The 13,154-nt window shown below is 50.2% G+C and carries 14 protein-coding genes; 13 read left to right on the plus strand and 1 reads right to left on the minus strand.

Annotated elements, in window-relative coordinates; all coding sequences use genetic code 11:
* The first annotated feature begins 140 nt into the window (after positions 1-140).
* From IT527_RS04335 to cas2 (IT527_RS04395), 13 genes are all read left to right on the plus strand, one after another.
* Positions 141-377, plus strand: a complete 237-nt coding sequence (locus IT527_RS04335) for a type II toxin-antitoxin system VapC family toxin (protein WP_292967054.1) — start codon at positions 141-143, stop codon at positions 375-377.
* Between the two features lie 348 nt (positions 378-725).
* Positions 726-3,302 (plus strand): type III-A CRISPR-associated protein Cas10/Csm1, encoded by a 2,577-nt coding sequence (cas10, locus tag IT527_RS04340; RefSeq protein ID WP_292967057.1) that lies wholly within the window; start codon positions 726-728, stop codon positions 3,300-3,302.
* Between the two features lie 82 nt (positions 3,303-3,384).
* The gene (gene csm2 / locus IT527_RS04345; protein ID WP_292967059.1) at positions 3,385-3,771 is read left to right on the plus strand and encodes a type III-A CRISPR-associated protein Csm2; all 387 of its coding nucleotides are present in this window, start codon (positions 3,385-3,387) and stop codon (positions 3,769-3,771) included.
* 58 nt (positions 3,772-3,829) lie between these two features.
* Complete coding sequence (csm3, locus tag IT527_RS04350) at positions 3,830-4,546, plus strand: type III-A CRISPR-associated RAMP protein Csm3 (RefSeq protein ID WP_292967061.1); 717 nt, start codon at positions 3,830-3,832, stop codon at positions 4,544-4,546.
* A 4-nt stretch (positions 4,547-4,550) separates the two neighbouring features.
* Positions 4,551-5,516 (plus strand): hypothetical protein, encoded by a 966-nt coding sequence (locus tag IT527_RS04355; RefSeq protein ID WP_292967063.1) that lies wholly within the window; start codon positions 4,551-4,553, stop codon positions 5,514-5,516.
* On the plus strand, positions 5,516-7,258 hold the full coding sequence (csm5, locus tag IT527_RS04360) for a type III-A CRISPR-associated RAMP protein Csm5 (protein WP_292967065.1): 1,743 nt from the start codon (positions 5,516-5,518) through the stop codon (positions 7,256-7,258). The genes IT527_RS04355 and csm5 overlap by 1 nt, the downstream gene beginning before the upstream one ends.
* Before the next feature lie 598 nt (positions 7,259-7,856).
* On the plus strand, positions 7,857-8,234 hold the full coding sequence (gene cas6, locus IT527_RS09710) for a CRISPR system precrRNA processing endoribonuclease RAMP protein Cas6 (protein ID WP_363278049.1): 378 nt from the start codon (positions 7,857-7,859) through the stop codon (positions 8,232-8,234).
* Entirely contained in the window at positions 8,231-8,524 is a 294-nt protein-coding gene (gene csx16, locus IT527_RS04370; RefSeq protein WP_292967071.1) for a CRISPR-associated protein Csx16, read from the plus strand. The genes cas6 and csx16 overlap by 4 nt, the downstream gene beginning before the upstream one ends.
* A complete protein-coding gene (locus IT527_RS04375) occupies positions 8,521-9,657 on the plus strand; it encodes a DUF1887 family CARF protein (RefSeq protein ID WP_292967074.1) in 1,137 nt (378 codons plus the stop codon). The genes csx16 and IT527_RS04375 overlap by 4 nt, the downstream gene beginning before the upstream one ends.
* Before the next feature lie 8 nt (positions 9,658-9,665).
* Positions 9,666-10,790 carry a CRISPR-associated ring nuclease Csm6 gene (csm6, locus tag IT527_RS04380; protein ID WP_292967077.1) on the plus strand — a complete coding sequence of 375 codons (1,125 nt, stop codon included), beginning with the start codon at positions 9,666-9,668 and terminating at the stop codon, positions 10,788-10,790.
* 165 nt (positions 10,791-10,955) lie between these two features.
* On the plus strand, positions 10,956-11,384 hold the full coding sequence (cas2, locus tag IT527_RS04385; RefSeq protein ID WP_292967080.1) for a CRISPR-associated endonuclease Cas2: 429 nt from the start codon (positions 10,956-10,958) through the stop codon (positions 11,382-11,384).
* 16 nt (positions 11,385-11,400) lie between these two features.
* Positions 11,401-12,402: a CRISPR-associated endonuclease Cas1 gene (gene cas1, locus IT527_RS04390; protein ID WP_292967083.1), complete on the plus strand. Its 1,002-nt coding sequence runs from the start codon at positions 11,401-11,403 to the stop codon at positions 12,400-12,402.
* The gene (cas2, locus tag IT527_RS04395; protein ID WP_292967086.1) at positions 12,395-12,679 is read left to right on the plus strand and encodes a CRISPR-associated endonuclease Cas2; all 285 of its coding nucleotides are present in this window, start codon (positions 12,395-12,397) and stop codon (positions 12,677-12,679) included. Before cas1 ends, cas2 (IT527_RS04395) begins: the two co-directional genes overlap by 8 nt.
* A gap of 49 nt (positions 12,680-12,728) precedes the next feature.
* Here cas2 (IT527_RS04395) and IT527_RS04400 read toward each other — a convergent pair whose 3' ends face one another.
* Positions 12,729-13,106 carry a hypothetical protein gene (locus tag IT527_RS04400; protein ID WP_292967088.1) on the minus strand — a complete coding sequence of 126 codons (378 nt, stop codon included), beginning with the start codon at positions 13,104-13,106 and terminating at the stop codon, positions 12,729-12,731.
* Positions 13,107-13,154: the final 48 nt, after the last annotated feature.

Consider the following 13,154-nt stretch of genomic DNA (forward strand, 5'->3'; position numbering starts at 1 on the left):
CCGATGCAAACTTTAATTGACGCAAAGGAGATATGGGACGATAAAATTACCGAATTGAATAACTGAATCTGATCTAACAGGCACTCGTCAAATCGGGTAACTGTCAGACCAGATCTCAACTACTACAAATTAAATGTGGATTGGATCGTGCAGATTTCAGTGTTGATCCCCATCTGCTCCGGCGCGGTTTGCTCGATAATGGTTACAGTGAATTACCAATCCTGAGTAAACATGTAGTGGCTACCGGAACCTTGCCGCCAATCCATAAAGACCCCTTTGATCGCCTGCTTGTCGCCCAGGCAATAGTCGAAGGAATAACCCTGCTGACAGCTGATGCTCGTGTGGCTGAATACCCCGGTCCGGTGCAATATGTCTGAGCAGATTCTTCCACGTCAAAAATCCATCATCTTTAATTAAACAGGCAAGCTGCTCCATCCCGGGTTGTTTGCAGCGTTTTTATCAATGCGTTCATGGCCATTCGCGTCATGAACAGGCGGTTGTCACCGCTTTCCCCGTTTCATCATTTCCCGGAAGTACTGCCATCTTTCGCCGGTATTCAAGCAATTAAACAGCAGGCCAAAGTGGAATCATGTATTCCTGTTCCTATCAGCTGGGCATGTTGTGACGCATAGCGTGGTTACCTGTCTGGCAAGCTTGCCATTGTGCTTTGGGGCCAGTAACTGACACATAATTTGTATCGTTTTGTTTACCGGAATAATTTTGATATGTCACTTCTGCAATCATCCTGTCGTGTTGCGTTTGCTGCTTTATTACATGATCTGGGCAAATTTCACGAAAGAACTGGCCTGCCGGTTAATGGTGATCTCGCTGCGCTAACCACGCTCTATAAATATTCGCATGCTGCCCATACCGGCGGGATGTGGGATATCGTGGAAAAGTTTGCGCCCGATCTTCTACGCGGTGATGTTTCCCCTTTCTCTGGCCGTACCAGCGGTGCCGATATTACCGACAGCATGGCTAATGCCGCAGCAGCACATCATAAACCAGACACATTATTGCAATGGATCATTGCCACCGCTGACCGGGCTGCTTCAGGTTTCGAGCGTACAAAATTTGATGAATACAATGCTGATGCCGAAGGGGAAACGCCGCAGCATAAAAACCGCTTTCAGGCGCGGATGATGAGTTTGTTCGAGCAGATCAAGCTCAACGCACAAGCTTCTGCCGACCAGTTCAAGTATGCCTACCCTTTGCGGGCACTTGGGCCAGAAGCTATTTTTCCTGATAAACGGGCTGCTATTGAGCCAAATGAAAATAAAACAGCACAAGCCGAGTATGCCGCGCTGTGGGAACAATTTTTGCAAGCGCTGAAATCTATTCCAAAGTCACATCGCAACAACTGGCCGCTATGGCTGGATCATTTCGATTCTGCCTGGCTCACCTTTACCCAGGCGATTCCTTCGGCGACCAATCGCGGCGTCATACCGGATGTTTCTCTCTACGACCATAGCAAGGCGGTAGCTGCATTAGCTGCGGCGCTTTGGCGCTGGCACGAGGAAAGCGGCAACACAGGCTCCGATGCACTGGCAAAACTGCGCAACCCGGAACGGCCTGACTGGGATGAACAAAAGCTGCTGTTGATCCAGGGAGATTTTTTCGGCATTCAGAATTTTATTTTTGCGCAGGGCGCACAAACTCAAAAACATGCTCACAAGCTGTTACGCGGGCGTTCTTTTCAGGTGGCATTGCTGGCAGAAATGGCGGCACTCAAGTTGCTGGAAACGCTGCAATTGCCGTCAACCAGCCAGATTATCAATGCAGCCGGTAAATTCCTCATTGTTGCGCCCAATACCCAGTCAGCGCGCGAGGCGGTAGCAGCCTGTCGACGCAGTTTTGATCAATGGTGTTTGCAGCACACCTACGGTGAGATTGGTGTAGGCATTGCCGCTACCCCTGCCAGTTGCAACGATCTGATCAGCAAACGTTTCAAGGCGCTCACGCAGCGATTGTTTGCCGAACTTGATATGGCCAAGCATCGACGTTTTGATCTATGTGGCGACACTGCAGCCGTGCGCACGGTATCTTTCGCCGATGGGCCTTGTGGTTATCACGGTCGATACCCGGCTGATCATGCTGTCGAGGGAGAAAAACCAGCCTCCTGTGCACTGTCACGCGATCAGATCGCCATTGGCGAAGCACTCACCAAACATGCACGACTGCTGGTAGTGCGCCAGGCGGACAGCTTCAAAAAGCCACTCGATCTGGATTACTTCGGTTATCGCCTGATATTTGTCAATGAAGCAGATGCTTCCGGCCATTACGGCAAGCTGGCCGAACAGGGGGAGCTGGTACGTGCCTGGGATTTTGATCTGCCTGATAAGAATGGCACCTGCTTTCATGGTTATGCCCGGCGTTTCATCAACAGTTATGTGCCGGTATTCGATAACTTTGATCAGCAACTTTCTGATAAATACGGCCGCTGGGAAGATGAAGCCGGATTTGACCATAAGCACCCGATCAAGACACTGCATCACATTGCCTGTGAAAATCGCCGCTTACAGGAAAACGGTAAATGGCTGGGTGAAATCGCACTGGTTACGCTCAAGGGTGATATTGACAACCTTGGTGCGCTGTTCCAGAACGGGCTGGAGGAACCCACTTTTGCCCGCTGGGCTTCACTTTCACGCCAGGTTAATGCCTTTTTTGCGCTGTGGCTGCCGTGGTACTGCGCCCACGGTGAAAATGGGCGCTTTCGTAACACTTACACGGTATTTGCCGGTGGTGACGATTTTTTTCTGATCGGCCCCTGGGAATCCACGCTTGAACTGGCAAGCGCCATGCGCAAGGCATTTGCACGCTATGTTGTGCGTGATGACATTACCTTCTCGCTCGGTGCCGCCATGACACAGCCAAAAGTACCGGCACGCCAGCTTGCTGTTGCAGCTGAAGCCGGACTGCACGCAGCCAAACAGCATGATGGAAAGAATGCCGTTAGCTTGTGGGGCGTTACTGTTAGCTGGGCAGAATGGCGAGCACTCATGGAAGAACGCCGTGATGCACTGGAACGGTTGATCAGTGAAGCGGGAGGATTATCCACCGGTTTTATTTACAACCTGTTGCTGCTATCCGATCAGGCAGAACGCGATGATCCAAAAAGAAATGATCGTCGCCCGGAAGATGCTTTGTGGCGTTCACGCCTGGCGTACCGCTGTGCCAGGCTGCCAGAAAATCAGCAAATGGTTGGTAAAGCACTCGCCCGCGAATGTGGCGAGGCCTTGAAACAATACCGTGGTGCTTACCGCTTGCCGGTTTCGGTGCTGCTGTACCGCCAGCGACAATAACGGCAAGCTTGCCGCTCGGCAATCAAACCGGGCAGCCATTTATTATCAACACCTACTATCGACAACATCCGGAAATCACAAAATGACACTTGATCTGAAAACCAATCCACCCTCTGCCAAGCTTTTTTCAGAAGATGCTGAAAACATTGCAAAGCAGCTTGATGAAAGCGCTAAAAATGGGCGTGATTCAGGTAAAAACAAATCCACCCAGATTCGCCGTTTTTACGATGAACTGGTCGGCTGGCAGGAACGCATTGGTACAGATGATAAAAAGTTCAAGGATTATGAAGCGTTTATCCACATGCTTAATGCCAAGGCAGCTTATGCACAAGGCCGCAATCTAGTCACCGAGGATTTTGTTAAATGGCTGCGTGACTGCATTCAACAGATAGACAGTCCGCGTACATTGAATCATTTCCGGCTGCACTTTGAAGCCATGCTCGGCTTTCTCAAGGCAATCCGTGGCTGAATAACGTTACCAGCAAAATTCATTTTGTTTTTAATCATTTGTTGTTCAGAGGGAAATTATGCAACTGAATATTATCCAAAAAATTACCGGTACTCTCGTACTTGAATCCGGCCTGCACATCGGTGCGGGCGACAGTGAAATGCGTATCGGCGGCACAGACAGCCCGGTGGTCAAGGATCCGCTCACTGGCCAGCCTTATATTCCTGGCTCCTCATTGAAAGGCAAAATCCGCAGTCTGCTGGAATGGCGGCATGGGCTGGTAATGGCAGCAGGAGGTGCGCCCTATTCGTTCAAACAGCTTGCCGAAGATGAAAATAATTCGGCTGGACGTGATGTCATCAAGCTGTTTGGCGGCGCGCCTGACAACGCGGAAGAAAAGCTTGTTAACAGTATTGGCCCGACTCGCTTGGCTTTCTGGGATTGCCCGTTGAGCAGTGACTGGAAAAGGGAAGCAGCCGATTCCAGAAATCTGCTGATCACCGAAGTCAAATCTGAAAACAGCATTAATCGCATTGCCGGCACAGCCGAACATCCGCGTTTTATCGAACGGGTAATTGCCGGTGCGCGCTTTGATTTCACCCTCACGCTCAAAGTATTGGAAGGAGATGATTTGCTCGATAGCGTGCTGCTCGGTCTGCGATTGCTGGAACTGGATAGCCTTGGCGGTTCCGGTTCGCGCGGTTACGGCAAGATCAAATTTGCGGCGCTGAAGCTCGACGATACGGATCTGATGAAACAGTTCCACGCCATTACCCCATTCAACCAAACGGCCTGAAACAATGACTCCACTGCGTGCAATTCTTCGGCTGCATTCGCCACTGGGTACCCCGTTGGCGGGTGATACCTTGTTTGGCCAGCTTTGCCATACTGTTCGCGAAATGCTGGGTGAAGAAAAACTCGAAGCATTGCTCGATGGCTATACTGCCGGCAACCCTTGGCTGGTGGTTTCTGATGGATTCCCGAGTGGTTACTTGCCACGCCCCACCGTGCCAGCAGCTTTGCAGGCAAACAAGGAGGAAGACCCGGCAAAACGTAAGGAAGCCAAGGGCAAACGCTGGATTCCACATGATCAGGTACATTTGCCGCTGCGCCAGCTACTGGGTATCGCCGCCTCTGATGAAGATGTTTACGGTAAAGAGGTTTGCGGTAAACAGAACAAGCCGATCCAGGCGGTTGCATTTCACAACACGCTCAACCGGCTGACTGGCACAACAGGGACAGGTAAGTTTGCGCCCTATACTCAGTCACAAACTTTTTATCAGCCGGATCAGCACATGGATGTATGGTGCGTACTCGATGAAGATCGCCTGCCACGCGCAACATTGCATCAGTTGCTTGAATATATTGGCAATATTGGTTATGGCCGTGATGCCAGCATCGGCCTGGGTAAATTTGCTGTGGAACAGATGGAAGAAACAGCATTACCCAAACACACACATCCGAATGCCAATGTTTACTGGACACTGGCACCCTGTGCGCCGCAAGGACAGGGTTTCGATACTTTACGCAGTTACTGGCAGGTACTGACCCGTTTTGGCCGACATGGCGGCACGCTGGCGCTGGGTGCCAATCCATTCAAGCAACCGCTGCTGCTGGCAGCAACTGGCGCCATTTTTGTACCGGCAAACAACATGGCACAAACCCGCTTCATCGGTAATGGCCTGACAAACGTATCACTGATACAAAAGACAGCAGTCCATCAGGGTTATGCACCGGTGCTGGGAATTTGTATGGAGGCTATCTGATGAAGTTTCTGGATACGCAAGAACTGGTTGTGAGTACTTTGTCACCAGTGCACATTGGTTGCGGCGAAGACTATGAGCCTACCGAATATGTGGTTGATACATCTGGCGTACTACATCGATTCGATGCAGGCATACTGCCTGATTTAAGTGATGCGGGTATTTCCAGCGATATTCTCACCATATTATCCAATGACGAAGCGCACACGGAACAATTGCGTGCAGTACATAAAACGCTCAATAAGTATCGCGACAAAATCATTCCACTAGCCAGCGTCCACGTTTCGATGTGTACTGGTGTGCATGCGCACTATAAAAGTACGCAAGATAAAAAAAATGATTTCAACCGGAATGGTGTCGAGCGAACCTCATATCAACCGTTCAATCAATTGCCTTATCTTCCAGGTAGCAGCATCAAAGGTGCTATCCGGACAGCTATTCTCAATGAGCGCATTGCAGGTAATAACCCGTGTTCGACGGTGCTCATGAGGCAGATTCAAGATTTCAACACCATGATCGAGGAGTACGACCCTGGTAATGGCAAATTGCTGTTACGGCTGAAGCTCCAACACACGAAGCGGGATTACGATCGGGCACGTAAAAACATTGAGAAAACCATTGCAGATGTTTCATCTGATCTTGGTACTGATTTACTCGGCGGTAAATTTGAAACCGATCCGCTGCGCGCCCTCAAAGTGAGTGACGCTGCCCCACTTGATATTGAAATTGAGCGCGAGATTCGCTTTTGTCTTAATCGCAGCCGATCTGGCCGTCGCAGTCAGGCGCAGGTAAAGAATCTCTATACTCGCCTGGAATACATTCTCGAACACCAACCCGCCGCCTTCAGTTTATTTCTGACATTGCAAAATCTTCATGAGATCGCGGGGAGGCGCAACCTTCGCAATGAGCCCGTAAGTCCTTCAGTCGATAAATTGCTGTCATGGCCAGGTATCGTCAAGGCATGTAATAGCTACTATCTAAATCGGTTGGACGATGACCTCGCTATGCTTGGGAAACTCTATCCGACATCAGAATGGGGAAAACAGACTCAAAGCATCCTTGATGCTGGTTTACGTGACCAAATTAAAACCGGCAATTGCCTTTTGCTGCGAATCGGCAAACATGGTGGCGCAAACAGCAATACTGTTAGTGGCCGCCAAATCAAGATCATGCTCAATGAGGATAGGCGCCGGGCCAATGGCAAAGAAGAAAAGATACGTCTTTATACGTTCGATGACGAATCCCGAACCATCTGGTATTGCGGTGACGATCTGGACAAGCCATCTGATCTTTTGCCACACGGTTGGATCATCCTGAGTAACCTGGATCAGATTTGGCATGCTGATCTACCCGGTTTTGAGCGACGTTGCGCTAGACAACAAATGGTTGCTGAGAATGCCCGCCGTCAGGCAGAAGCAGCTGCTGCCGAGCAGACCAAAGCCGCAGCACAAGCTGCTCGTGAAGCTGCATTGGCTGCCATGACAGAAAATCAGCGCCATGTTGAAGAATTTGTATCTAAGTGTGCCCGGCGTGCAGAACAGCTTCGGGGAGGGAAGGAAAATCCCAATGCTGCTATTCATACAGCTGCACGAGAATTGGTAAAAGCTGCACTGGAAGGTGCAGACTGGACTACGGATGAAAAACACTCTGTTGCCGATGCGATCGAAGAATGGCTGCCCAAACTGGTCAGGATTGAGCTCAAGGATGAACGTAAGAAGCTGAAGTTATCAGCCTTACGCCTCTAAATGAACCTATCCGGCCAGAATTATGAATCATTACCTGACTGAACCTGCCTCTCCTGTCCTGTCGCTGGGGCGTTATCGTCTTGACTGGCGGGTGACACGTGCAATCCGGTTGCCGGATTATGCTGGCTCGATGTTGCGCGGTGCATTTGGACATGCTCTGCGCAACATCGGCTGCATCACACGTGAAAAAGAGTGTACTACTTGCCCATTGCGGCAGGATTGCCCTTACACCACGCTGTTTGAGCCGATTCCACCTGAACACCATCCGCTGCAGGATTTCAGCAGAATTCCGGTGCCTTATATCATCGAGCCTCCCGAGTGGGGTGCGCGTGTGCTGCACCCTGGCGATACACTGACTTTCCATTTCACGCTGGTTAGTCGTGCCGTAGAAGAACTGCCCATTGCTATCCTTGCCTGGCGACGGGCACTGGCGCGCGGAATTGGTCCGGGTGATGGACAGGCAGAGCTGACTGGTGTCTGGCTGGAACAACCGGAATCCCCATTAGCTGTTTACACACCGGAAAGTGGCAGTATCCGGAAACACGATACGCAACTGATCTGCCCACCCCCATCTGGTGACAGGGTACGGCTGCACCTGATGACCCCGTTACGCCTGCAAAATAATGGTGTGCCGCTCAAAGTACAAACCATTACCGAGCGTGCTTTGCTGATGGCACTGGTACGGCGGTTTGCCCTGGTGAGCGAATTTTATGGTGAAACTCACTGGCAACCGGATTTCCATCACTTAAGTGCGCTGACTGACAGCATTCAGGGCCATCGCCAGCTTTCCTGGCGTGACTGGAAGCGCTACTCCAATCGTCAGCAGCAGGAGATGGTACTGGGAGGCGTTACCGGCCGCTGGGATTTACGCGGTGAGCTTGCTGCATTCTGGCCGGCGCTATGGTTTGGTCAATGGCTCCATGCCGGCAAGAATGCCAGTTTCGGATTGGGTCACTACGAAATTCTGGCAGCGTGACTATTTGGCTAGTCACTCGTCATCCCGGCGCAGTCGAATGGGCCATACGTCAAGGTATCCGATGGGATAAACATGTTGCCCATCTTGATCCATGTGAAATTGCTGCGGGCGATACCGTCATTGGCTCGCTGCCGATCAATCTTGCCGCAGAAATCTGTAATCGCGGCGCACGTTACTTCAATCTCTCGCTTAATCTGCCAGCCCACCTGCGCGGCCGGGAGCTAAGTGTCGATGAGCTGGAAAATTGTCAGGCAAAACTTGAGGAATATTACATAAGGAAAATAGAATGACTGTTCATGTTTGCCTCGTTTCAGCGCAAGCTGCGCCTAATCTCCTTCCTGCACTTGATCCGGAACTGAAACCAAAAGAGGTCGTACTGCTGGTCAGCCAGAAAATGCGTGCTGCTGCCGATGCATTAAGTATGGTATTTAAAGAACTTGGAATCAGAACCGATTTGATTCCTCTCGAAGATGAACATAGCAGCCGCGTTATTGAAGAAACCCTGCTTCAAATCGCGAGTGAACGGGAAGGAGAGGAAATTCTTCTTAATTTGACTGGTGGCACAAAACTGATGGCACTGGTTGCACAGCAAACTGTTGCCCAAGAAGAAAACTGGCGCAGTTTCTATGTTGATGTCGATACTGATGTCGTTGTCTGGCTGGATAAAACTCCCGGCAAAAAACTGGCAGAACAATTACGACTTCGCCACTACCTGAAATCATACGGATTTGACCTTTCAGATTCTCCCGAGCGCCCGCAGATCACGCACGAACAGCGTAATCTGATGCAAACCCTCATCACCCAGATTGGCAGTCTGGAAAAACCACTCACCCAGCTCAACTGGCTGACACAACAGGCTGAAGATAAAAAACAGTTGAAAATTACAATGGATACTCAACAGGCAGACAGCCGTAGCCTGGAAGCGCTGTTGCGTCACTTCGCGGAAGCCGGTTTTTTGCAAGTGAATGGGAATACGATCAGTTATGCTGATGAAACCGCACGAAATTTTGTCAAAGGCGGCTGGTTGGAACTTTATACCTATAGCTGTGTTGTCGATGTTACGGGTGAAACGGGGATTCGCGACAAGGCTGCCGGGCTGGAAGTGATGAGTAAAGAAGGTGTAAAAAACGAAATGGATATTGCCATGATGGTGCGTAACCGATTGTTTGTTATTGAATGTAAAACCGCACGCATGGATAAACCTGAAGCACCCAAAGCCAACGATACGTTGTTCAAACTCTCAGAAATTTGCCGGCGAGTAGGCGGTCTGGGAACAAAAGGTATGTTGGCCAGCTATCGCCCTGTTGCTGATTCCGAACGAAAACTGGCCAGGACGCTAAACATTGAATTGGTGTGCGGGCAAGATTTGAGGAATCTGCGAGATGGGATCAGGGCGTGGATTTCAGCCAAAAACCAGAACTGATTCTGTTCATGCCAAAACCACTCCAGCCCCATGAATATCCGCGTCGCATCCTGTTATGTGTTACCGGGTTGTCACCGCAGATTGTCACTGAAACGTTGTATGCTCTGGCTGTAGCGCGAATCCCTCCTTTTATTCCAACAGAGGTGCATTTGCTGACCACCACTGATGGAGCGCGCCTGGCAAAAGCAGCGTTGCTGCATCCTGATGGTGGGCACTTTCATGCACTGCTGCATGATCAGCCACAAATCGGTTCTCCCCATTTTGATGAAGACTGCATCCACATTATCAGCCATCATCAGGAAAAACTCGCTGACATTCGTACACCGGCTGAAAATGCCGCTGCGGCTGACACAATCACAGCGCTTGTTGCCCAATTGACCGAGGATGCCGGTGCAGCGCTGCATGTTTCGATCGCTGGTGGACGCAAGACCATGGGTTTTTATCTGGGATATGCCTTCTCGCTGTTTGCCCGGCCACAAGATACGCTCTCTCATGTGCTGGTTTCTTCTCCTTTTGAAGGGCATCCGGATTTTTTCTACCCGCCCCGCCAGCCTCGCCGGCTGGTAACGCGGGATGGGCATCACATTGATACCGCTGAAGCTGTTGTTACCCTGGCTGAAATTCCTGTAGTACGGCTGCGGCACGGATTACCTGCTACCCTGATTGCCGGCCGGGCCGGATTCAGTGAAACGGTGGCTGCATTGCAGCAGAGCTTTGCACCACCACGCTTGCTGATTGATCTGAAACAGCGAAACGTTACCTGCGGGACGACTGCAGTTACCATGAAACCGCAATTGCTCGCATGGCTGGCGTGGTGGGCTACGCTTGCCCGACAGGGGCGATCTGAAACAGCCTGGCGTGAAGCTGATGCCGGATTATTTCTCGATATTTACCGGTCAGTGGTTGGTGTTGACGCCATTGATTATGAGAAAGCAGCCGAATTGCTCAGCCACGGAATGGAGAAAGAATTTTTTCAAACCAAAAATGCCAAGATGGAGCGTGTATTAAAGGATGCGCTTGGCCCGGCAGCTACGTCCTATTTGCTGGTAACCACGGGTAAGCGTCCGCATACCCGACGTGGCCTGTCATTACCACCTGACAGCATAAGTATTGTCGGCGCCAATTGTGAATAAAGCCTGTTGTGAGTGCTATGTCCGGCAGATTTCGCAGTAAACAGCGTTTTTTGGCGATATTGCCTGCAACTTTTTCCTTTCTTGTTAGGCGCCCACACTCATTGCGAAACGGCGCAGCCAGTGAAGCAATCCAGTGCCGTCGTTACCATTGCTGCTGGAAGCAAGATGAATCAGCATTTCCCTCGGCACCGGAAGACAGCCCGTTTTGCCAAACCTGATCGTATTTTTGGGGCATCGGTAACTCATCTGCTAACACCTGACACGGTAAGCTTGCCAGCGCACAGCATGCGCAAGACAGACCCTACAATGCTGCACATGAACCGAAGCCTGTATCTCGTCGCTTATGATGTCAGCAACCCACGCAGATTGTATAAGGTTTGCCGCTATCTCAAATCTTACAAAGTGGGTGGTCAGAAATCAGTTTTTGAACTTTGGATAACACCGGCCGAGCTGCGCACCATTCGTGCGGATCTTGATGCGTTGATGGATGCTGAAGAAGATCGTCTGCATATCCTCAGCCTTGATCCGCGCATGAAGCCACGTTGTTACGGGAAGGCCAGCACATTTACGGCACAGCATTTTTGTATCGTCTGAAAAAGGAAAAAACAATATGACCAGCTTGTTTGTGGATCGTCGTGGTGTTGCACTTGAACTGGAAGCCGGTGCCATTGTTTTTCGTGAAAATGGCGAACGCATTGGCACAGTGCCGATTGCGCCACTAACGCGTGTTTTTCTGCGCGGTGATGTCAATTTGCCAGCCGCTTTGCTGGGAAAACTGGGTGAACAGGGAGTGGGCGTCGTCATTCTGAGCGGGCGGATTGGCCGCCCCAGTTTGCTGCTGGCACGTCCACACAATGATGCTGCCCGGCGTGTTGTCCAGATACGCCTGAGTTTTGACAAACCATTCTGCCTGCAGATTAGCAAAAAACTTATCGAGCGCAAGCTGGCACGACAAATTGAATGGTTTACTGAACTGCGCGAAAGCAATATGCAGGTATGTTACGAACTCAGCCACGTTTTACGCGGGCTGGAAGAACATCGTACCCGTATCGATCAGGCCAGTAACACTGCCAGTCTGCGTGGTGTAGAAGGTTCAGCTGCTGCGCGCTATTTTTCCGGTTTGCAGGCTGTTGTTCCGGATTCGCTGCATTTTACTGGCCGCAATCGTCGCCCGCCACGCGATCCTTTCAACGCCCTGCTTTCGCTTACCTATACCCTGTTACATAGCGAGATCGCTATCGCACTGCATGGTGCCGGATTTGATCCTTATGTCGGTTTTTATCACCACCTGGCTTTTGGCCGGGAATCGCTCGCTTCTGATTTGCTAGAGCCCTTGCGCCCACTGGCAGATCAGTTTGCTCTCACACTGATACGCAAAAAAGTATTGGAAAAAGATCACTTTTCAACAACAGAAGCAGGTTGTCTGCTTGGTAAGGCTGGCCGCACACGTTATTACACAGCCTACGGAGAACACAGCGAAACCCTGCGTAAAGGTATTAATCAGGAAATCGAATGGTTAACAGCGCAGATAAATGAAATTCTGGATACAGAAGATGAGGATGAACAATCGGATAATGGTTTTGAAGATTTTGATACGGTAGGCCATGAGTGATTTTGTTATCTGTTACGACATTTCTCACCCGCGACGACTGGCGCGCCTGTATCGCTATCTGCTGAAACACGCCGTACCATTGCAGCACTCTGTATTTTTGTTTAACGGAGATGATCGTCAACTTGAGTGCTGCATGCAAAAGGCAATCGAATTAATTGACGAAAAAGAAGATGACTTACGTGTTTATCCATTGCCGAGCCGTGGGCTAAAGGCTCGCATCGGCCAACCCGCCTTGCCGGAAGGTATCCAATGGAGTGGATTACCCGCTGCGTGGTAGCGTACAATTTTTATGAAATGATCAATCATCTGAAAAAAAGCCAGATCAATTACAGTTCGCTCTTACAAGCATGACAGAATAATTCAAAATATCGGGAAATACCCCTTCCTTGGAATACCCGGGCATTAATAATCGTTGTAATAATAGCGTAAACACCAATTTTATAGGAAGCATCTTGCAACATCTCACCATTTTTCTTCTGTACCATTTTTAATATATTGATTATAAATAGGAAAACGGTATCGATCAAACACCTATGCCCTAATTTCAAAGGGATTGAGACCTGACGCCACCAGACCGGCACAATCTGGACTTGAGCCACGCCGAGCGCAGCGGCTTCCGGTTCTCCATGATGGGGGCAGCTCCTGGCGAGTGTTTGTTTTGCCACCAGACCAGAAACACCCGATGATTGGGTGTCCGTCGCCATTAGCAGGAATAAAACGTAACATCACTGAAACAGAAAACCCGGTTGTAA

This window comes from Nitrosomonas sp., assembly GCF_020852615.1.
Taxonomy (GTDB): Bacteria; Pseudomonadota; Gammaproteobacteria; order Burkholderiales; family Nitrosomonadaceae; genus Nitrosomonas.

Coding starts and splice junctions, on each gene's coding strand:
- IT527_RS04355 (WP_292967063.1), top strand. CDS start 4,551: ATGACTCCACTGCGTGCAATTCTTCGGCTGCATTCGCCACTGGGTACC.
- IT527_RS04400 (WP_292967088.1), bottom strand. CDS start 13,106: ATGGCGACGGACACCCAATCATCGGGTGTTTCTGGTCTGGTGGCAAAA.
- cas1 (WP_292967083.1), top strand. CDS start 11,401: ATGACCAGCTTGTTTGTGGATCGTCGTGGTGTTGCACTTGAACTGGAA.
- cas2 (WP_292967080.1), top strand. CDS start 10,956: ATGAATCAGCATTTCCCTCGGCACCGGAAGACAGCCCGTTTTGCCAAA.
- csm2 (WP_292967059.1), top strand. CDS start 3,385: ATGACACTTGATCTGAAAACCAATCCACCCTCTGCCAAGCTTTTTTCA.
- cas10 (WP_292967057.1), top strand. CDS start 726: ATGTCACTTCTGCAATCATCCTGTCGTGTTGCGTTTGCTGCTTTATTA.
- csm3 (WP_292967061.1), top strand. CDS start 3,830: ATGCAACTGAATATTATCCAAAAAATTACCGGTACTCTCGTACTTGAA.
- csm6 (WP_292967077.1), top strand. CDS start 9,666: ATGCCAAAACCACTCCAGCCCCATGAATATCCGCGTCGCATCCTGTTA.
- IT527_RS04375 (WP_292967074.1), top strand. CDS start 8,521: ATGACTGTTCATGTTTGCCTCGTTTCAGCGCAAGCTGCGCCTAATCTC.
- cas2 (WP_292967086.1), top strand. CDS start 12,395: ATGAGTGATTTTGTTATCTGTTACGACATTTCTCACCCGCGACGACTG.
- csm5 (WP_292967065.1), top strand. CDS start 5,516: ATGAAGTTTCTGGATACGCAAGAACTGGTTGTGAGTACTTTGTCACCA.
- cas6 (WP_363278049.1), top strand. CDS start 7,857: ATGACCCCGTTACGCCTGCAAAATAATGGTGTGCCGCTCAAAGTACAA.